We start from the raw sequence: 18998 nt of genomic DNA on the forward strand, positions 1-18998 counted from the left end.
TATTGTAATGCTTTGTGTATCTGTCTCAAAGGAATTCACTATGTTAAAAAGTACTAAAAAGTCTTAAAAAACAGGGTTTTAGTGATAAAAAAGTTAAAAAAAGATCGAGGACTTAAAGTGACTTTGTAATTTTAAATTAGTAAAACACAATCATCTAATTGAAATTATGAAAAGAATATTGCTGTTTTTAGTAGCATTGTTCCTGGTTTTTTTAGAAGGACAATCTCAGGTTAGTCAAAAAGGAACTCCGGTTTTTGAAGGAAGAAAGGTGGCTAAATCTGCAAAAATGATGAAGGTGCATCTACCTTCTTTAGATATTGAAAAATTAGAAAAAGAAGATATCGAAGAAGAAAAAAAAGGTGTACCGATGAGGTTTGCCTATGGGCATAAAGTGGTATTGAATTTCGAGAATTCAGGAAATTGGTTTACGGCTAAAAATGGAGATAAGTTCTGGTTGCTGGAAATAGAATCTACAGGAGCAAAGTCACTAAATATAACATTTGATGAGTTTTTTATGGCTGAAGGGGCGTCTCTGTTTGTCTATAATGAAGGAAAGACAATGGTAAAAGGAGCTTTTACTTCTTTTAATAATAAAAAGACTGGGGATTTTAGTATTGCACCAGTTAAAGGGGATAAGATCATTTTAGAATATTACCAACCTAAAACAGTAAAAGGAAAATCCAGGTTGCAAATTAGTACTGTTGCGCATGATTATAAAGGAATATATAAATTAGCCAAAGATTTTGGTGATTCAGGAAGTTGTCATAATAATATTAATTGTGATGAAGGAGATGGATGGAAAGACCAAAGTAGATCAGTGGCTCTAGTTACTCTAGGAAATGGTACGCGCTGGTGTACGGGAACATTGATAAATAATTCTAAAAATGATGGAACTCCTTATTTTCTGACGGCAAATCACTGCACAGAAGATGAAGGAAGAAATCCTGCTAATTGGATTTTTATTTTTAATTACGAATCTCCTTCTTGTGAGAGTGTAGAAGTGAGTACGGATGATTCGATATCTGGATGTCGGGTATTGGCTAATGGTGTAGATTCAGATTATTTGTTGCTGGAGTTGAGTGTTACTCCTCCAGAACGATATAATGTTTATTACAGCGGATGGGATGCTAGAGAAATAATACCAACTAATACAGTTGGAATTCATCACCCGTGGGGAGATATAAAGAAGATATCTTTTGATCATGATGCTCCTGAGGTTACAAAGTATTATGATAGAGAAAAAGGAAGTGGGATTACTCATTGGCATGTCAAAAATTGGGAAAGTGGTACAACAGAAAAAGGGTCTTCGGGGTCTGCACTGTTTAATCCGGAAAAAAGAATTATAGGGCAACTGCATGGGGGCGATGCTGCGTGCGGGATTATTGATAGTGATTGGTATGGTAGATTATCAGTTACTTATCCAAATATATGTCAGTGGTTAGCTCCAGGATGCTCAGAGAAAGTGATGGATGGATATCAACCGATAATAAGTGATATTGTAGATAATGAGCGACCAACAAAAGTTACTGGAGTAAGAGTAGATGATGTACAGGAAACAACGATTCGTGTTTCTTGGAACTCTTCAACAGATAACCGTAACGTTATAGGGTATTATGTGTATGTGAATGATAAGTTATCTGCTTTTGTGGAAGACACAACAGTACTTCTATCGGAATTAAGAGGCGGGACTCAGTATATAATAAAAATAAAAGCAAGAGACGAAGTAGGTAATGAGTCCGATTTCAGTGAGGAAGTGCTTGTCGAGACATTGCCGGAAAAACCCTGTGAAGAAATTTCTGTCTGGGAAGCAGGAACTGAGTACGAGCAAGGGAATATGGTGGTATATAAAGAGCGTATTTTCTTTAAAGATTATTCCGAAATAGGCTGGTCATACATAGGAGTGTGTGGAGAAGGGGAGATTAAGGGGTCGATTGAGTTTCCTCCTGTAAAAAATGAGCTGAAAGTATATCCGAATCCAATTTTAGAGAATACGTTGTATGTTTCTTTTAAAGCAAACAATGATGCTGTGATGTATGTGTATGATGTTGGTGGGCACGTAGTAACAAAAATGAAATTTCAATCATTTTTACCAGTTGGGAAGTTGCCGTCAGGGATGTATATCTTAGAGGTGATATCTAATGGACGAAGCTATCAGAAAAGATTTATAAGAAAATAAGAGAAAGGTCTTATTTTGATAAGGTTCCCTTCTCTATAAAAAATGATTGTTTAGTATAGCTTATATACGGCTCCAAAGGAGAAAGTAGATTCTTTGTTGTAGTTTCTACCATCTATTGCAAGTCCATATCCCGAAGATATTCCAAGAATGTTTTTGTATAATGGTACATAAAGCCCAAAATGCAAATTGGTGAAGTCAACTTCTGTTTGAGGAAGTGAACTAGGACCTCCGGCTGCGACAAATTCATCAGACCCAATATCAAAACCAGATGTGGAATTCTGAAGACCAATTTTGGCATGCGCATAAAAAGAGTCATTAAAATAGCCTACTTTAAAACTGCTTAAGAAAGCATTGGGAACATCGTAATCAGAATTATTCCGGAGACTATATCCTGCCTGTACTTCTGTAAATAAGTTAAAAGAGGTGGTGTATTGTAATACTGCTGAACCATCGAATGTGGTTGCGTCAGTACCTATGGATAGAATTCCTCTACCATCATACCCCCCAACAGGAATGCTTGTTCCTGCTGCTGCACCAATGGTAATATTGGAATTATCTTTGAATTTTTTTTCAAAGGCTTTGACTTTTAAAAATAGTTGTAAGTCTTGTAATCCTGAAACCTTACTTTTTCCTTGAACAGGATCAATAGCTCCGTCATTACTTTTTATTGATATATGCGGAAGTGTTACTGTGGTAGATAACCAATCAGTGATTCCGTACTCCCCAAAAAAACTAAAAATTGAGGAAGATATTTTACCAAAACCAGCAGGATTTCCATCAGTAAGCGTGGTACCTCTGTAAAATTGATCATAGCTTTTGGCAGTGTAAGTAGTGGCAATCGTCAGCTCATTTTTTTTGTGATAAAACCCGTTGATTGGAGTTTGAGAAAAGCTCCAAATAGGAAGTAAAAAAAACAAAAGACGAGCCAGTGAATTTAGTGATTTGTGTAGAAGATTCATTGTGAAAAAATTAAATGTTAATGGCTTTAGACGCTTTTGTTAAGAATTGCTTAATGTTAAAAATTGTTAATTTTTAGTTAACGAATCTAAATACTCCATTCGACAAATGGATGTTTGCTCAATTGTGAGTTGTAATATTTTTTATCACCAGTAACCTCTTCTCCTAACCAAATAGGACGTTCGAATTGCTCGTGTTCATGGGTTAATTCAATTTCTGCAATGATTAAACCTGAGTTTTCTCCAAAAAACTCATCGACCTCTACAGTGTGATTTCCTGCAGGTATGGTATACCGAGTTTTATCAATAATTCCTTTTTTACAAAGCGATAACAGCTGTTTTGCTTCTTTCAGATTAATTTCTTTTTCCCATTCGAATCGCGTAGTGCCAGTAGCGTTTCCTTTTCCTTTTATTGTGATGAACCCTTTTTGGCCATAGATTCGAATTCGAACAGTTCTTTCGGGATCAGTGGATAAAAATCCCTGAGTAATTCTCGCTTTGCTAATAGCATTTTTTTTAAAATCGGAAGACTTGATCAGAAATTTTCTTTCTATTTCTACCATAAAAACAATTTTTAAGAAAGAGACAAAGGTACGAGTTCTTCTGTATGTTTATTAGAGATTAAAATGGCGAGAGATGTTTATTTTTGTAATTCATGGGAGAAAAAGAGGGATATAGAAAAATTATACATGTGGATATGGATGCATTTTATGCTTCTGTAGAGCAGATGGATAACCCTGAGTTAAAAGGAAAGCCACTGGCTGTTGGTGGTGGCGGAAAAAGAGGGGTCGTCAGTGCAGCGAGTTATGAAGCAAGAAAATACGGAGTTCATTCAGCGATGAGTGGGATGGCAGCTAGACGCAATTGTCCGGAGCTGATATTTGTACGTCCCAGATATGATCGATACAAAGAAATTTCCACTACTATCAGAAAAATATTTTTTGAATATACTGATCTGGTGGAGCCTTTGTCTCTGGATGAAGCATATTTGGATGTAACAGAAAACAAAAAAGGAAACCCCAGCGCTACTCTTATTGCTGAAGAGATACGAAAAAAGATATACGATCAAGTAGGATTGACGGCCTCAGCAGGAATATCTATTAACAAATTTGTAGCTAAAGTTGCAAGTGACTATCATAAGCCTAATGGTCAAAAAACAGTAAATCCAGAAGAAGTAGTAGCGTTTTTAGAAGGGTTGGATGTCAAAAAATTCTATGGAGTTGGAAAAGTGACGCAAGCCAAAATGTATCAAATGGGGATTTATACCGGAGCGGACTTAAAAGCAAAATCACTGGAATTTTTAACAGCTAATTTTGGGAAAGCAGGAAAACATTATTACCACATTGTAAGGGGGATTCATCATAGTCCTGTGAAACCCAATAGGGAACGAAAATCATTAGCAGCTGAGAGAACGTTTAGTGAGAATATAGCATCAGAGGTGTATATGCTGGAGCGTTTGCAAAGCATAGCTGAAGAATTGCAAAAAAGGCTTAAAAAAAGTGGTGTAGCAGGAAGGACTATCACCCTAAAGATAAAATATAGCGATTTTACAATCCAGACCAGAAGTAAGACATTGCCGTATTTTGTAAATGATATGGCTTTGTTGTTAGAGACGGCAAAAGAATTATTGTATCAGGAGAAGATGAAAAACTCAGTTCGTTTGCTGGGAATTTCTTTGTCTAATTTGAATACAGCCAACGTCGATAAAAAAGATAAAAAAGAAATCGAAATCATTCAATTAAAATTTGATTTTTAATTCGAATATGAGATTTAGATACTGCATAGAATCTCAGCTGCTTTTTGTAGTGCATCATCTGTTTTAGCAAAGCAGAATCGCAATAATTTATCATCTTGCTGATTCATATTAAAAACAGATACAGGGATAGAAGCAATTTTGTGCTCTATAGTGAGTCTTTTGGCAAAAGTAACATCCGATTCATCAGTAATATTGCGATAATTCAGTAATTGAAAATAAGTCCCTGATGCAGGGGTGAAAGTAAATTTAGAATCTTTTAGTAACGATAGGAACAGGTCTCTCTTTTTTTGAAAAAACTCAGGAAGTGAAGTGTAATTTTCGGGAGTTTTTAGGTAGGTTGTTAGTGCATGTTGCATAGGATGATTACTGCAAAAAACATTAAACTGATGTACCTTTCTGAATTCCTTCATTAATTCTTTAGGAGCCAGGCAGTATCCCATTTTCCAGCCAGTCGTATGAAATGTTTTTCCAAAAGAAGCTGTAATAAAACTGCGTTCTGCCAGATGAGGAAATAAAGCAGCACTTTGATGCGATTTATTATCAAAAACGATATGCTCATACACTTCATCACTAAGGAGCAATATGTTAGTGTCTTTTAAAATTTGCTCCAGACGGAGCATGTCTTTTTTCTGCAAAGTAGTTCCGGTAGGGTTATGAGGGGTGTTGATAATCAGCATTTTGGTTTTCTTTGTGATTTTTGAAGCCACTTCATCCCAATTTACCGAAAAATCAGGACCATTTAGTTGTACAGGAACAGGTTTTCCTCCAAATAATTCAATTGTGGGTTCATAACAATCATATGCAGGTTTCAGGAGAATAACTTCGTCATTCTGTCGGATAAAAGCGGCAATAATTGTAAAGATGGCTTGAGTGGCACCAGAAGTAATTGTGATTTCTTCTTCAGGATTATAATTCCGTTGATATAGAGAGGCTGTTTTTTTAGAGATTATCTCTCGTAAAGGGAGTAATCCTGCCATAGGAGCATACTGATTATACCCATTTTGCATCGCTTCAGAAACTAAACGAATGAGCGTTGGGCTTGTTTCGAAGTTAGGGAAACCTTGTGATAAATTTAATGCATTATGTGTCGTTGCCAATTGACTCATGACACTAAAAATATTGGTGGAAACCGTCGGAAGTTTGGAAATAAGATCTTGCATCTCGTAAAAGTAACTTTTTTGAAAAGAAAAAAGAATTTGTTTAGTCAGAATAGCTGATTCGACCTAATTTTAAGAATTTTATTAAACAAAAAACAGCTCGGTATTTTTATTCATTATAAATACTGAATAAAGAAATCGTAAATGTTGTTAAAAACATACCTGAACCTTACTTTTGTAAACCGAAATATTAAACATTTTTAAATAATGGGTGGATTGATAAAATCTTCAATAGCGAGAAAGGTAGCCATGGCACTTTCAGCTTTCTTCCTAATGTTTTTTTTACTACAACATTTTGCGATTAATGTAACTTCAATTTTTAGTGCGGATGTATTCAATGAGTTATCTCATTTTATGGGTACAAATCCAGCTGTTCAATACGCTTTACAGCCTGTTTTGATTTTTGGAGTTGTTTTTCACTTTGTGATGGGATTTATTTTAGAATTAAAAAACAGAGGCGCGAGAGAAGTGAAGTATTATAAGAATAACGGAGCAGCTAACTCTACTTGGATGTCAAGAAATATGATTTTGAGTGGATTGGTGATTTTGTTTTTTATGGGGCTTCATTTTTACGATTTCTGGATTCCGGAATTGAAAACAAAATTTGTAGATGGTGATTGGACAGGAGTAATTGAAGGTCAGGAAGGATATCGTTATTTTACGGAATTACAACATAAGTTTGTCAGTCCGGTAAGAGTTGGGATTTACATATTAGCATTTGTGTTCTTGTCATTGCATTTACTGCATGGATTTAATTCGGCTTTTCAATCAGTAGGAGCTAATAATAAATACACAAGAGGATTGAAAACTTTTGGGAAATTATATGCGATAGCAATACCATTAGGATTTATAATCATTGCTTTGTTTCACTTTTTCAATCAACCACATTAATTCGACGAGGATATGGCAATATTAGATTCAAAAGTACCACAGGGAGTGCCATTAAAAGATAAATGGACTACTTATAAAGATAAAATCAACTTAGTAAATCCAGCGAATAAGCGTCTTATTGATGTGATTGTTGTAGGAACAGGATTAGCTGGAGGCTCTGCTTCTGCTACATTAGCAGAATTAGGGTATAATGTAAAAGCGTTTGCATATCAGGATTCTCCAAGAAGGGCACACTCAATTGCCGCTCAGGGAGGGATTAATGCAGCAAAGAATTATCAGGGAGATGGAGATTCTTTTTACCGTTTGTTTTATGATACGGTAAAAGGAGGAGATTATCGATCCAGAGAAGCAAATGTATATCGTTTAGCTGAAGTTTCAGCAAATATTATAGATCAATGTGTTGCTCAGGGAGTGCCTTTTGCCCGTGATTATGGAGGGTTATTAGATAACCGTTCTTTTGGAGGGGTATTGGTATCTCGTACTTTTTATGCAAAAGGGCAAACAGGACAGCAACTGTTACTGGGAGCATACTCTGCGATGAATCGTCAGATTGCTCGTGGAAAGATAGAGATGTTTAACCGACATGAAATGTTGGATATTGTCATCGTTGATGGGAAAGCAAGAGGAATTATTGCTAGAAACTTGGTGACAGGAGAAATCGAACGTCATTCGGCACATGCCGTTGTTATAGCATCTGGAGGATATGGGAATGTTTATTTCCTGTCTACTAATGCAATGGGGTCTAATGCCACAGCAGCATGGAAAATACACAAAAAAGGAGCCTTTTTTGCAAACCCATGTTATACGCAGATTCACCCGACATGTATTCCGAGATCAGGAGATTATCAATCTAAATTAACCTTGATGTCAGAGTCTTTGCGTAATGATGGTAGGATTTGGGTTCCCAAGAAAATGGAAGATGTATTAGCGATTCGAGAGGGGAAATTAAAACCTACTCAAATTGAAGAAGAAGATAGAGATTATTACTTAGAAAGACGATACCCTGCTTTTGGAAACTTGGTGCCTCGTGATGTAGCGTCAAGAGCGGCTAAGGAAAGATGTGATGCAGGTTATGGAGTAAATGCAACCGGAGAAGCAGTATATCTTGATTTTAAATCTGCGATTGAACGTTACGGAAAAGAACAGGCTAAAATTCAAGGAATTTCAAATGCTTCTAAGGAGAGAATAACTGAATTGGGAGAAAAAATCGTAGAGGCTAAGTATGGAAACTTATTCCAGATGTATGAAAAAATCGTCGACGAAGATCCATATAAAACTCCTATGATGATCTATCCGGCGACTCATTATACGATGGGAGGAATTTGGGTAGATTATAACCTGATGACTACTATTCCAGGATGCTATGCTATTGGAGAGGCGAATTTCTCTGATCACGGAGCGAATCGATTAGGAGCTTCTGCCTTGATGCAGGGACTAGCGGATGGATATTTTGTATTACCATATACAATAGGAGATTACTTGGCAGATGATATTAGAACTGGAAAAATCTCTACAGATACAAAAGAGTTTGATGAAGCAGAAAAGTCTGTAAGAGAACGTATCGATTTCTTTATTAATAATAAAGGAGAGCATTCAGTTGATTATTATCACAAGAAGCTTGGTAAAATTATGTGGGAGAAATGCGGAATGTCTCGTAATGAAGAAGGACTAAAAACAGCAATGTCAGAAATCAAAGCGTTAAGAGAAGATTTCTGGAAGAATGTGACGGTTCCTGGAGGAAAAGATGAAATGAACCCTGAGTTAGAAAAAGCAGGAAGAGTTGCTGATTTCCTAGAATTAGGGGAGCTGTTTGCTAAGGATGCTTTAGAAAGAAATGAATCTTGTGGAGGACATTTCCGTGAAGAGTCTGTGGAGTTGGATGGAATGCAAAAAGGAGAAGCAAAAAGAGATGATGAGAATTATGCATATGTAGCTGCCTGGGAATATAAAGGAGAACCAGGAGATGCGGTTCTGCATAAGGAAGAATTAGAATTTAAAGACATTGAACTAAAACAACGTTCGTACAAATAAGAAGAGATTATGAATTTAACGCTTAAAATTTGGAGACAGAAAGGTCCTAAGGATAAAGGGCAAATGGTAGACTACCAGGTGTCAGATATATCAGAGCACATGTCCTTCTTAGAAATGATGGATGTTCTTAATGAAGAGCTAATTGCTAGAGGAGAAGAGCCTGTTGCATTTGATCATGATTGTAGGGAAGGAATATGCGGAATGTGTTCTATGTTTATCAATGGAGAAGCACACGGACCAGATAGAGGAATTACGACTTGTCAGTTGCATATGCGTATGTTCAAGGATGGGGATACAATTACAATAGAACCTTTCCGAGCCAAAGCATTTCCTGTAATAAAAGACTTGGTTGTAGACAGATCTTCTTTTGATAGAATACAACATGCAGGAGGGTATATTTCGGTAAACACTTCTGGAAATACTCAGGATGCAAATGCGCTTCCTATTGCAAAAGAAGCTGCTGATAAAGCAATGGATGCAGCTACCTGTATCGGTTGTGGGGCATGTGTAGCAACTTGTAAAAATGCTTCTGCAATGTTATTTGTTGGAGCAAAAGTATCTCAGTATGCATTACTTCCTCAGGGTCAGGTTGAAGCAGCAGATCGAGTATTGGCAATGGTAAATCAAATGGATGAAGAAGGATTTGGTAACTGTACCAATACAGGAGCTTGTGAGATAGAATGTCCTAAAGGAATTTCTTTAGAAAATATTGCTCGTATGAATAGTGAGTTTCTTAAAGCAAGCTTGAAAGGATAAAGAAAATAACATAATATACTTTTATGCAAAATCCAAACTTATTTAAAGTTTGGATTTTGTATTTTATAATAAACTCAAAAATAAGTGTAGTAAAATATAATAGTATTTTTGTAGTATACCTGATAGATTAAATACCTGTAGTATAAAATGAAAAAGATAGTAACTGCGATAATGATTAGTGTGCTTTGTGTGTCTTCTTGTAAGGAGCGTAAAAAAGCACCTGAAACAATAATAAATGCTCCTGTAGTTACCTCAGAAGAACTGGTGTCTCCTTATTTTGATAAGGTGGAGCTTTTGAAACGATTAGAAAAATTAGCTTCAGATTCCTATGAAGGTAGAAAAACAGGAACAAGAGGAAATGAAATGGCTAGAGGTTTTATAAAAGAAACGTTTAAAAAACTAAATGTAGTACCTGTAACGACCTCTTTTGAACAACAATTTACTATAAACAGGGGAGTAGAAGAATTAACAGGAGTCAATGTGATAGGAGTAGTAAAAGGAACTACCTACAGGGACCAGTATATTGTCATTACAGCTCATTATGATCATTTAGGGATAAAGAATGAGGCAATCTATAATGGAGCAGATGATAATGCATCCGGAGTTAGTGCATTGTTTGCTTTTGCAGAACATTTTGAGAAAAACCCACCAAAGCACTCTGTTGTTTTGATTGCTTTTGATGCAGAAGAAATAGGGTTATTGGGAGCTTCTTATTTTGTCGAGAATTACGATATGCTTGCAGGAGGTGATATTGTTTTGAATATAAATATGGATATGATAGGGAGAAATGTTAACGATGAACTCTATGTTGTAGGAACGCGGTATCACAGATCATTAGCTGATGCTGTAAAAAATAATCCGATAACGAATAAGGTAAAACTTTTGATAGGGCATGATGGTTCAGATGGTAAGGATGATTGGACAGAAGCATCTGATCACGGTCCTTTTTATCAGAAAAAAATTCCCTTTTTATATTTTGGGGAAGAAGATCATCCAGACTATCATAAAGAGACAGATGAATTTGAAGGAATTCAGCCTGAGTTTTATTTTGATGCGGTAGAACATATTATAGGAGTGTTTCTTATGTTAGATGAACAAGAAAACTATACTAATTAATGTATGAATCAAGGAGAAATAAGAAAGTATATAGCACGTTTGGATGATTGTTTTGAAGGAGTGCCCTGGTATGGCGTTTCTGTTTTAGAAAAGTTACATACGATTGATTATAAAGATGTAGGGACAGTTCCTGTGGATGGAGTAAATTCCATTGCTAAACTTGTCCGGCATATGGTAAGTTGGAGAGATTTTGTGATAGAAAAATTGCTAAAAAATAAAACTTTTGATATTCAGTTGAATACAGCTGCTGATTGGCCGGAAATTACTATTCACTCAGAAAAAGATTGGAAGGATCTTGTAAGTACATTGTACGTGTCTCAGTCACGGATAAAAGAGCTTCTTCTGTCCGAAACAGATGCGATACTGGATGTGATAGTGCCAGGGAAATCATATACCTATAAGTATATGATCGAAGGAATCATCCAACATGATATATATCACTTGGGACAAATCGGAATAGCTTCTAAATTGATAAATCTTTCAAAAATCTCTGTAAAAAAATAAATATAAGGTTACATGCTTTCCTTCGAGGTTGTTATAGAAGGGACTACAGGCGTTTTTTGCAGGTTGATAGAATCTGTTTGTATGGTGTCTTTGATTTTTTCAATATATGCTAACCGTATTGATTTTTTAGTGACGATAGCATCATTGAGAATAAAAGGCTTTGGCATCATTTTTTTATTTCTGGAAGGAATAGAGAACAATGGGTTATTTAATAAGTCATAAGAAGATTCATAAACGATGAGTGTAGGGATAGAGTCCTTATGGAATTTCATTTGTACATGTAAAGGTTTTCTTCCGTTAGTATGATACGTCAATAGGTTCTTGCTCCATCTTTTAGTAAAGGCATTATATGTATTATTGTCTTTGTAAGTGAAATCAATTGCGGTTTCGTTATTGACTTCTAAGGATTCGAAATTAAACAGTTTCTTAGTGTATAAATCTATTCTATTTACATTTCTGTTAGGAATGATGGATAAAGAAAGGATTCTGCTGCTACCAGTGATGGTGTCTTTTATGATTTCTAGTGATGGTGCAGGTATTTTTTTTGAAGGAGCTATCGAGGCAAAAGCGAATCCTCTTTCATATTTATTCTGAATAGTATTTTTGTTATAGGTTTCTGCGATATTTTCACCCGGTTTGATGTAGTTTTTGGTCCAGGAATCTAAAATAGCATCATAGCTAGCCCAAACCGCTTTGTTTTCATCGGTATCTAATATGTATACAAGACTATTTGGTTTTTGCCTGGTTTCTGTAAAGTCCGATTTAAAATGGGCAGAGATGAGAAATACTAGTGCTAATAGAAAAGCAATATTTCCAAGGCTCTTTTTTCTTTTGTAAAACCCAAGAATAGGAAGTAATAATCCAAATAATAGAACCGTAAGTATTGCCGATACAAAAAGAATTTTTAATCCTAAAGCAACTGGGAAAGTGGCAATAAAAGGAGTTATAATGTAAATAGCAGGAACAGATAATAACACCATTAAAACGGCATTCGGTTTTGTTTGTCTGATCAAGACAAGGATTGAAAGGATAGAAAAGAAAATAAGAACGGTAAAATAACTGGCTCCCTTGAGGTATAAAGAGGATAATAAACAAATGAGAATCCATACTGCAATTGGGGCGATAGCAAAACTAGTAGGGGTTTGGTGAGATGTAAAATGAGCATATACCTTAAAACAAATACCAATAGAAAGAAAAACAAATGCAGCGATATACTGATGCCCATTATAGGTAAAACCATGTTGGATTTCTGAATAATGAGGGTATATTATTTGGAGAAGACTCCACCCTCCAAACGTAATTCCTCCTGCTAACAAAAGAGATATGAGTAATGCAATTCCTCCTTTAAAGGTGTCCTTGATGGAAATTTTATAAGATACACGTCCGTAGATAATGACCGCTATAAATAGTATTGTAGCAATTATTAAGAGAGTATAAATCCAATCAAAAGGATAGGTTACCATATTTACAAGAGGAGCATTAAAGTAAATGTAATCTTTGTCAGATTTTAGATTGTGAAGATCTGCTTCGGAGAAGTAAGTTAGTAAAGGCATTAAATAACTTCCTTGATGTTGTAAGGAGTTTTTGTCCAGGTTTTGCCATGTGTCATTGAGAGTGTGATAGTCATAATGATCATCAATAAAAGCAAAATTAAACCCGTCAATATTCCCTTGTTCTCTCAAGGCTGTAAGGTCAGTGTCATTAGGAAGCATTTTATATATGCTATAAGCCAGAGAATTGGTTACAGGATAGGAAGGATTGGCTTTTGAGAAAGCTTCAATCATATTTTTGTTTTTCCCATTTGTCTCCATAAGCATAAAAGAATTCCCTCCACTTCCTCGGGCTTCGAAGTTTAAGGCAATTCCTATGTCTTTAGCCCATGGGTGTTTTTTTACAAATAGATCAGCTCCCAATAAGCCGATTTCTTCTCCGTCCGAGAAACAAATAATAATATCATTTTTAGGGGTTTTATTATGACTTAAAAAAGCACGAACACCTTCTAGGATAGTGGCTACTCCACTTGCGGCATCACTGGCTCCTATTGATGAATGTGGATCGCTATCATAGTGTGTAAGTAGTAAGACAGCTTTACCGGGTTCTGACCCTGGTATTTTAGCAATAATATTTTGAACATCGCTACATTCTCCCTGTTTGTATATTGTAAAACCTTTTTGAATTGTAGGGGAAAGGTCTAATGCTTTTAATTGGCTAATGATGTAATCCCGAGTATCTTCTTGTTCTTTACTTCCTGTATAGTGTGGCTTTTTGGCAACTTGCTTTACATGCTCTAGGGCTCTCATGGTAGAAAAGCTAGTTTCGGGAGCGTCCTGCTGGGAGATTCGTTGTGGCATGCTACTGTAAAAAGTATACCAGATTGCAAAAAGAATTAAAACCAATGAAAATAAAGAAGGGAATTTTTTCATGAAATGTTGTGTTTAGATAAAGATAGTAAAATAAGAAGAGATGATTTCTTCTGTACTTGTGGATTTGATAAGTTGCTGTAAATCACTATATTTAATAAGAACTAAAAATGAGTGGTTATGGGTATAATTAATTTTCAAGGAGCTAGACCAAAAGGAAAGAAAATAGATGAAACTCCGATTAAGGTTTCTGACTATATGAGCAAAAAGCTGATAACTTTTTCTCCAAAACAATCCGTAATGGAAGTAGTAGAGACATTAATTAAGAATAAAATTTCCGGAGGACCAGTAGTTAATGAGAAAAATGAATTGTTGGGAATTATCTCAGAAGGAGATTGTATCAAGCAAATTAACGAAAGTAGGTATTATAATATGCCTATCGAAAACGCAAGTGTAGAGAAGTTCATGATTACGAATGTAGAAACAATTGAAGGAAATCTCAGTGTGTTTGATGCGGCCAATAAGTTTTTACAATCCAAGAGAAGGCGATTCCCGATTGTAGAGAATGGGAAACTAGTAGGGTTGATTAGTCAGAAAGATGTGCTAAAGGCAGCCTTGAAACTAAATGGTCAAAACTGGAATAAGTAATTTTTTCTAAAAACAAGGTAAGTAAAAAACAGTTGAAATGTTTATAGTGAAAACGTTTCAACTTGTTCTTTTTACTAGTGCGTAAAACTCATTTTCTAAAGGGAGATATCCCTGATCGTAAACAAAGTAATACATGGTTCCTGTTTTGGTTGTATAAATACTTGTAAAATGCTGAAAATCGAATCCTTCTGAAATAAGTCGGGATTTTGTGGTTTTCGTTTTGTCTTTAGGATTTAACCGTTCCAGTATCCGATAATTCTTCCTTAAATAATTATTAGTATTTCTAATAAGGTTTTTGCTGTCTTTGTTTAGTTTGTTGTTAAAAGCGTTTCTACAGTAATCGGAGCAAAATTTCTTATCAGATCTACCTAAAATTTTACCTCCGCATTCAGGACATTTTCTATGCATATTCTAAGTTCTATTTAATTAAGGTTTTTACTCGATAGTCGAGATTTAAATGCTTCGGGAGTTGTACCGAAGAGGTTTACTACTAGAGTATATGAAAAAACCAAAGAGGGGTTTATAATTCGTCTCTCTTATTGCAAAAAGGGGTATAGAATAGGCTTATTAACTACAGTGATTCCAGCTTTCAAGGTAGTATAGAATATCTTGTTTTGAAAGCAGATCACTTGTACAAGGTAATTAATTCAGCTGAAAGAGTGTATACGAACAAAGTTAAATTTTTTTTTCAAAAGCTCTTGAAAAGGAAATTTGGCGATAATTATGTCGTATGAATAACGGATAAAAAATATGGTTTTGTAAGAAAAATATGGAGGTAATACCGTTTGTGTAGTGCCAGAGGTCATTATAATTTTTTATAAGAATATTGGAAATTAATTAGAAATAAAAAACATAGGTTAATCGGTTGTTTTTTAATGTTGTAGCGTGATTTTTTTAAGTGTTTTTATTTTTAAAAATCAATTTTATTGTGTTAAAGCGATTAATTTGTAAAATAAAACTGCACAATTTTAAGTTTACGATAGTCAGGGAAGTTACCTACCTGCTTTTTAGCTAGGTGACTACATGATTAATTTGAGCATTAAAGGAATCAACATGTGTTTTATATCGATACCTGGACGGAGTCGATGTAATTATAATTATTTCAAATTTTGAATGTATATACTTCCTTGGTATTAAAGAATATCTCGGGTTTTTAATTAGGAAAGCGCTTGGATTAAATATGATAATTCAAGTGCTTTCTTTTTTTAAAAGAATACGTCCTGTGCTACTCTGTATGTATTGGCATGTGCTTCAATGATTGTTTTGATATCAGGAGAATAACCTCCTCCCATAGAGCACATAACAGGGATTTCTTTTTCCTTACAAATAGTTAGAATAAAAAGATCTCGTTGTTTGCACCCTTCCATAGAACATTGAATTTTGCCTAATTTGTCAGAAGCTAAAATATCAACTCCGGATAAGTAATAGATAAAATCAGGTTTTTCGGTTTCAATTAACTGAGGAACGGTTCTTTCTAATAGATTGAGGAATTCTACATCCCCCGTTGTATCAGGTAAAGGAATATCTAGATCTGATTCCTCTTTTCTAAAAGGGTAGTTACTGGCGCCATGCATAGAGAATGTAAAAACAGCAGGTTCATCTTTAAAAATTTCTGCAGTTCCATTTCCTTGATGTACATCCAGATCAATTATCAGAACTTTAGAAGCAAGCTTATGTGTTAGGAGGTATTGAGCCCCGATTGCTTGATCATTTAATAAGCAAAAGGCTTCTCCGTGATCGGAGTATGCATGATGTGTACCGCCGGCAATATTGAAAGAAATACCGTATTCAATAGCATATTTAGAGGCTTTGATCGTACCGTCTGCAATCAGTAACTCACGATCAATTAATGCTTTTGATAATGGAAAACCGATTTTTCTGCAAGCTTTAGGAGAAAGAGTAAGATCAATAAGTTGTTGATAATATGCTTGGGTATGAACAGCCAGAATGTTTTCTTCATCGGGAAACACCGGAGTAAAAAAATTATCATGATGACAAGTGCCTTCATGAATCAATTGTTTTTGCAACAATTCATACTTTATCATAGGAAACCGATGCCCGTCCGGAAGAGGATGGGTATACATAGGGTGATAGGCAATATGAAGCATTTCTTTTTGTGCTTTAAACCAAAAAGCTGTTGTTTAGCTAACAACAGCTCCAGGGGTAACTTCTTGCTCTTCTGGATTAAGGAAAACTAGTTTCCCTTCCGGAGTTTCAGTCATTAGAATCATACCTTCGCTTTCAACTCCTCTGAGTTTTCTCGGAGCCAAATTGACTAAGACACTTACTTTTTTTCCTACGACTTCTTCTGCAGAAAAGTGCTCTGCTATTCCGGATACGATTGTTCGTACATCAATTCCGGTATCTACTTTTAGCACGAGTAGTTTTTTAGCTTTAGGCATTTTGGCTGCTTCTACGATAGTACCAATACGAATATCTAATTTGGTAAAATCTTCAAAAGTAGCAATGTCTTTTTGTGGTTCTACAATTTTATTAGCTACCTCGTTTGCTTTTTTAGTAGCTTCTAGTTTATCCAGTTGCTGCTGGATTTCTTTATCATCTATTTTAGAGAATAGTAATGTTCCTTTTTGTATCTGATGTCCTGTGGTAAGGAATACCTCTTGTTGATTGATGTCGTTCCATCTCAATGAAGAAAAATTAAGCATTGTTTTTAATTTTTCTGAGGTGAAAGGTAAGAAAGGCTCCGAAAGTGTTGATAAGACAGTAGCAATTTGTAGTGCGACATACATTATTGTTTTTGTTCGCTCCTCATCTGTTTTTATCAATTTCCACGGTTCTTCATCTGCTAGGTATTTATTCCCTAAACGAGCTACATTCATAAGCTCCTGGCTTGCTTCTCTAAATCGATAGCGTTCAATAGAACTCGCAATTACTGCAGGATACGCTTTTAACTCTTGTAGAGTCTGCTTGTCAGTATCGGTTAATGTTCCTGCTTCAGGAACAATTCCATCATAATATTTATTCGTTAAGACGATAACACGATTAATGAAATTTCCAAAAATGGCTACAAGTTCATTGTTGTTTCTGGCTTGAAAGTCTTTCCAGGTAAAATCATTATCCTTGGTTTCTGGAGCGTTTGCTGTCAATGTATATCTTAGTACATCCTGTTTTCCAGGAAATTCTTCCAGATATTCATGTAGCCATACCGCCCAGTTTTTAGAAGTAGATAGTTTATTTCCTTCTAGGTTTAGGAACTCATTGGCTGGAACATTTTCAGGAAGAATATAACTTCCTTCTGCTTTTAGCATACTAGGAAAAATAATACAATGAAATACAATATTATCTTTTCCGATGAAATGAACTAATTTTGTGTTTTCATCTTTCCAGTAAGGTTCCCAGTCTTTCCCTTCTCTTGCTGCCCACTCTTTGGTGGAAGAGATATACCCGATAGGGGCATCAAACCATACGTATAGTACTTTTCCTTCTGCATCAGGAACCGGAACAGGAATTCCCCAGTCTAAATCTCTGGTAACGGCTCTAGGTCTTAGTCCGTCATCAATCCAGGATTTAATTTGACCATATACATTGGCTTTCCAGTCTTTTTTGTGACCAACAAGCACCCATTCTTTTAAGAAATCTTCATATTGATCTAGAGGAAGAAACCAATGCTTGGTTTTTTTTAATGTTGGTTTTGCTCCCGATATAGTTGATTTAGGATTAATCAAATCAGTAGCATTCAGTGAACTTCCACATTTTTCACATTGATCTCCATAAGCCTCTTCATGGGAACATTTTGGGCAAGTCCCGATTACGAATCGATCTGCTAAGAATTGATTTGCCTCAGGATCGTATAATTGCTCAGTGGTTTCTTCTATAAATTTTTGATCATCATATAACTTCTTGAAAAATTCAGAAGCAGTTTCGTGATGTATTGAAGCAGATGTTCTCGAATAATTATCAAAAGAAATTCCAAAATCAAGAAAGGAATCTTTAATGATTGTATGGTATTTGTCGATAATTACCTGAGGAGAGACTCCTTCTTTTTTGGCACGCATAGGAATAGCAGCCCCATGTTCATCACTTCCGCAAATATAGGCGACATCATTTCCGGTAAGCCTTAAATAACGTGCGTATATATCCGCAGGTACATAAACGCCGGCAAGATGACCAATATGGATAGGACCATTGGTATAAGGTAATGCTGCTGTAATTGTATATCGTTTTGCTGTGCTCATATCTTTCATAAATAAGGGAACAAAGGTAAGAAACACGGACGTAATATATCAATAGAAAAAGAAGCGAAATGTTATGAGATAAAGGATGAGTTATAAAGGAAGCTTTTTTTGTTGTTAAGTGAAACTAAATTAAAGCTAGGGAAGATGGGAGAGTGTAGTTTTAATGGGTTGATTTTATTAAAATATGTTTGTGTTTTAGGGTTTTTCGTGTCAAATGATAATTTAGGAAGCTTTTTTTTGATATTATTTATAAGTGGGGTTTAACATTGTGGATGATGATTTTTTTTCTTCTAAGAATAAATTTGCCGGCGCTAATAAACAAAACAAATAATATGAAATTAACATTACTTAGGAAAATAGGAATGATGGTTGTTCTAACTAATTGGATTACTTTCTTGCGAAGGCGAAGATGGGACTAATGGTCTCGATGGAAAAGATGGAATTAACGGAG

General features: G+C 35.4%; 15 protein-coding genes. 8 read left to right on the forward strand and 7 right to left on the reverse strand.

Annotation, left to right across the window (positions count from 1 at the left end; genetic code table 11):
- Window positions 1–166: 166 nt before the first annotated feature.
- A complete protein-coding gene (locus tag HN014_RS08355; RefSeq protein WP_176028430.1) occupies window positions 167–2176 on the forward strand; it encodes a T9SS type A sorting domain-containing protein in 2010 nt (669 codons plus the stop codon).
- A gap of 50 nt (window positions 2177–2226) precedes the next feature.
- Here HN014_RS08355 and HN014_RS08360 read toward each other — a convergent pair whose 3' ends face one another.
- Window positions 2227–3135 carry a transporter gene (locus tag HN014_RS08360; RefSeq protein WP_176028431.1) on the reverse strand — a complete coding sequence of 303 codons (909 nt, stop codon included), beginning with the start codon at window positions 3133–3135 and terminating at the stop codon, window positions 2227–2229.
- Between the two features lie 86 nt (window positions 3136–3221).
- Window positions 3222–3695 carry a CYTH domain-containing protein gene (locus tag HN014_RS08365; protein WP_176028432.1) on the reverse strand — a complete coding sequence of 158 codons (474 nt, stop codon included), beginning with the start codon at window positions 3693–3695 and terminating at the stop codon, window positions 3222–3224.
- Between the two features lie 92 nt (window positions 3696–3787).
- Between HN014_RS08365 and dinB the strand changes: the two genes are divergently transcribed.
- Complete coding sequence (dinB, locus tag HN014_RS08370) at window positions 3788–4888, forward strand: DNA polymerase IV (RefSeq protein ID WP_176028433.1); 1101 nt, start codon at window positions 3788–3790, stop codon at window positions 4886–4888.
- A gap of 14 nt (window positions 4889–4902) precedes the next feature.
- On the opposite strand, the gene HN014_RS08375 is transcribed toward dinB, so the two are convergent.
- A complete protein-coding gene (locus HN014_RS08375; protein ID WP_176028434.1) occupies window positions 4903–6048 on the reverse strand; it encodes a methionine aminotransferase in 1146 nt (381 codons plus the stop codon).
- A 204-nt stretch (window positions 6049–6252) separates the two neighbouring features.
- On the opposite strand from HN014_RS08375, the gene HN014_RS08380 reads away from it, so the two are divergent.
- The 5 genes from HN014_RS08380 to HN014_RS08400 all read left to right on the forward strand — a co-directional run bounded on the left by HN014_RS08380 (window position 6253) and on the right by HN014_RS08400 (window position 11343).
- Window positions 6253–6936, forward strand: coding sequence for a succinate dehydrogenase cytochrome b subunit (locus HN014_RS08380; protein WP_176028435.1), 684 nt, complete (start codon window positions 6253–6255; stop codon window positions 6934–6936).
- Between the two features lie 12 nt (window positions 6937–6948).
- A complete protein-coding gene (locus HN014_RS08385; RefSeq protein WP_176028436.1) occupies window positions 6949–8967 on the forward strand; it encodes a fumarate reductase/succinate dehydrogenase flavoprotein subunit in 2019 nt (672 codons plus the stop codon).
- A gap of 9 nt (window positions 8968–8976) precedes the next feature.
- Window positions 8977–9723 (forward strand): succinate dehydrogenase/fumarate reductase iron-sulfur subunit, encoded by a 747-nt coding sequence (locus HN014_RS08390; RefSeq protein WP_176028437.1) that lies wholly within the window; start codon window positions 8977–8979, stop codon window positions 9721–9723.
- Between the two features lie 147 nt (window positions 9724–9870).
- Window positions 9871–10839 carry a M20/M25/M40 family metallo-hydrolase gene (locus HN014_RS08395; protein WP_217704366.1) on the forward strand — a complete coding sequence of 323 codons (969 nt, stop codon included), beginning with the start codon at window positions 9871–9873 and terminating at the stop codon, window positions 10837–10839.
- A 3-nt stretch (window positions 10840–10842) separates the two neighbouring features.
- Window positions 10843–11343 carry a DinB family protein gene (locus HN014_RS08400; RefSeq protein ID WP_176028438.1) on the forward strand — a complete coding sequence of 167 codons (501 nt, stop codon included), beginning with the start codon at window positions 10843–10845 and terminating at the stop codon, window positions 11341–11343.
- Between the two features lie 8 nt (window positions 11344–11351).
- On the opposite strand, the gene HN014_RS08405 is transcribed toward HN014_RS08400, so the two are convergent.
- A complete protein-coding gene (locus tag HN014_RS08405; protein WP_254884118.1) occupies window positions 11352–13766 on the reverse strand; it encodes a M28 family peptidase in 2415 nt (804 codons plus the stop codon).
- 117 nt (window positions 13767–13883) lie between these two features.
- Between HN014_RS08405 and HN014_RS08410 the strand changes: the two genes are divergently transcribed.
- On the forward strand, window positions 13884–14351 hold the full coding sequence (locus tag HN014_RS08410) for a CBS domain-containing protein (RefSeq protein WP_176028439.1): 468 nt from the start codon (window positions 13884–13886) through the stop codon (window positions 14349–14351).
- Between the two features lie 57 nt (window positions 14352–14408).
- Here HN014_RS08410 and HN014_RS08415 read toward each other — a convergent pair whose 3' ends face one another.
- The 3 genes from HN014_RS08415 to metG form a co-directional block, all read right to left on the reverse strand.
- A complete protein-coding gene (locus tag HN014_RS08415) occupies window positions 14409–14759 on the reverse strand; it encodes a DUF2116 family Zn-ribbon domain-containing protein (RefSeq protein WP_176028440.1) in 351 nt (116 codons plus the stop codon).
- A 797-nt stretch (window positions 14760–15556) separates the two neighbouring features.
- The gene (locus HN014_RS08420; protein WP_176028441.1) at window positions 15557–16459 is read right to left on the reverse strand and encodes a histone deacetylase; all 903 of its coding nucleotides are present in this window, start codon (window positions 16457–16459) and stop codon (window positions 15557–15559) included.
- A gap of 33 nt (window positions 16460–16492) precedes the next feature.
- Window positions 16493–18547, reverse strand: coding sequence for a methionine--tRNA ligase (gene metG, locus HN014_RS08425; RefSeq protein WP_176028442.1), 2055 nt, complete (start codon window positions 18545–18547; stop codon window positions 16493–16495).
- Window positions 18548–18998 lie beyond the last annotated feature (451 nt).

Source organism: Aquimarina sp. TRL1 (assembly GCF_013365535.1).
GTDB classification, from domain to species: domain Bacteria; phylum Bacteroidota; class Bacteroidia; order Flavobacteriales; family Flavobacteriaceae; genus Aquimarina; species Aquimarina hainanensis.

Bases quoted from the DNA above. Each gene is read 5' to 3' on its own strand.
- HN014_RS08380 (WP_176028435.1), top strand. From the start codon at position 6,253: ATGGGTGGATTGATAAAATCTTCAATAGCGAGAAAGGTAGCCATGGCA.
- HN014_RS08415 (WP_176028440.1), bottom strand. From the start codon at position 14,759: ATGCATAGAAAATGTCCTGAATGCGGAGGTAAAATTTTAGGTAGATCT.
- HN014_RS08365 (WP_176028432.1), bottom strand. From the start codon at position 3,695: ATGGTAGAAATAGAAAGAAAATTTCTGATCAAGTCTTCCGATTTTAAA.
- metG (WP_176028442.1), bottom strand. From the start codon at position 18,547: ATGAGCACAGCAAAACGATATACAATTACAGCAGCATTACCTTATACC.
- HN014_RS08375 (WP_176028434.1), bottom strand. From the start codon at position 6,048: ATGCAAGATCTTATTTCCAAACTTCCGACGGTTTCCACCAATATTTTT.
- HN014_RS08385 (WP_176028436.1), top strand. From the start codon at position 6,949: ATGGCAATATTAGATTCAAAAGTACCACAGGGAGTGCCATTAAAAGAT.
- HN014_RS08410 (WP_176028439.1), top strand. From the start codon at position 13,884: ATGGGTATAATTAATTTTCAAGGAGCTAGACCAAAAGGAAAGAAAATA.
- HN014_RS08400 (WP_176028438.1), top strand. From the start codon at position 10,843: ATGAATCAAGGAGAAATAAGAAAGTATATAGCACGTTTGGATGATTGT.
- HN014_RS08395 (WP_217704366.1), top strand. From the start codon at position 9,871: ATGAAAAAGATAGTAACTGCGATAATGATTAGTGTGCTTTGTGTGTCT.
- HN014_RS08405 (WP_254884118.1), bottom strand. From the start codon at position 13,766: ATGAAAAAATTCCCTTCTTTATTTTCATTGGTTTTAATTCTTTTTGCA.
- HN014_RS08420 (WP_176028441.1), bottom strand. From the start codon at position 16,459: ATGCTTCATATTGCCTATCACCCTATGTATACCCATCCTCTTCCGGAC.
- HN014_RS08355 (WP_176028430.1), top strand. From the start codon at position 167: ATGAAAAGAATATTGCTGTTTTTAGTAGCATTGTTCCTGGTTTTTTTA.
- HN014_RS08360 (WP_176028431.1), bottom strand. From the start codon at position 3,135: ATGAATCTTCTACACAAATCACTAAATTCACTGGCTCGTCTTTTGTTT.
- HN014_RS08390 (WP_176028437.1), top strand. From the start codon at position 8,977: ATGAATTTAACGCTTAAAATTTGGAGACAGAAAGGTCCTAAGGATAAA.
- dinB (WP_176028433.1), top strand. From the start codon at position 3,788: ATGGGAGAAAAAGAGGGATATAGAAAAATTATACATGTGGATATGGAT.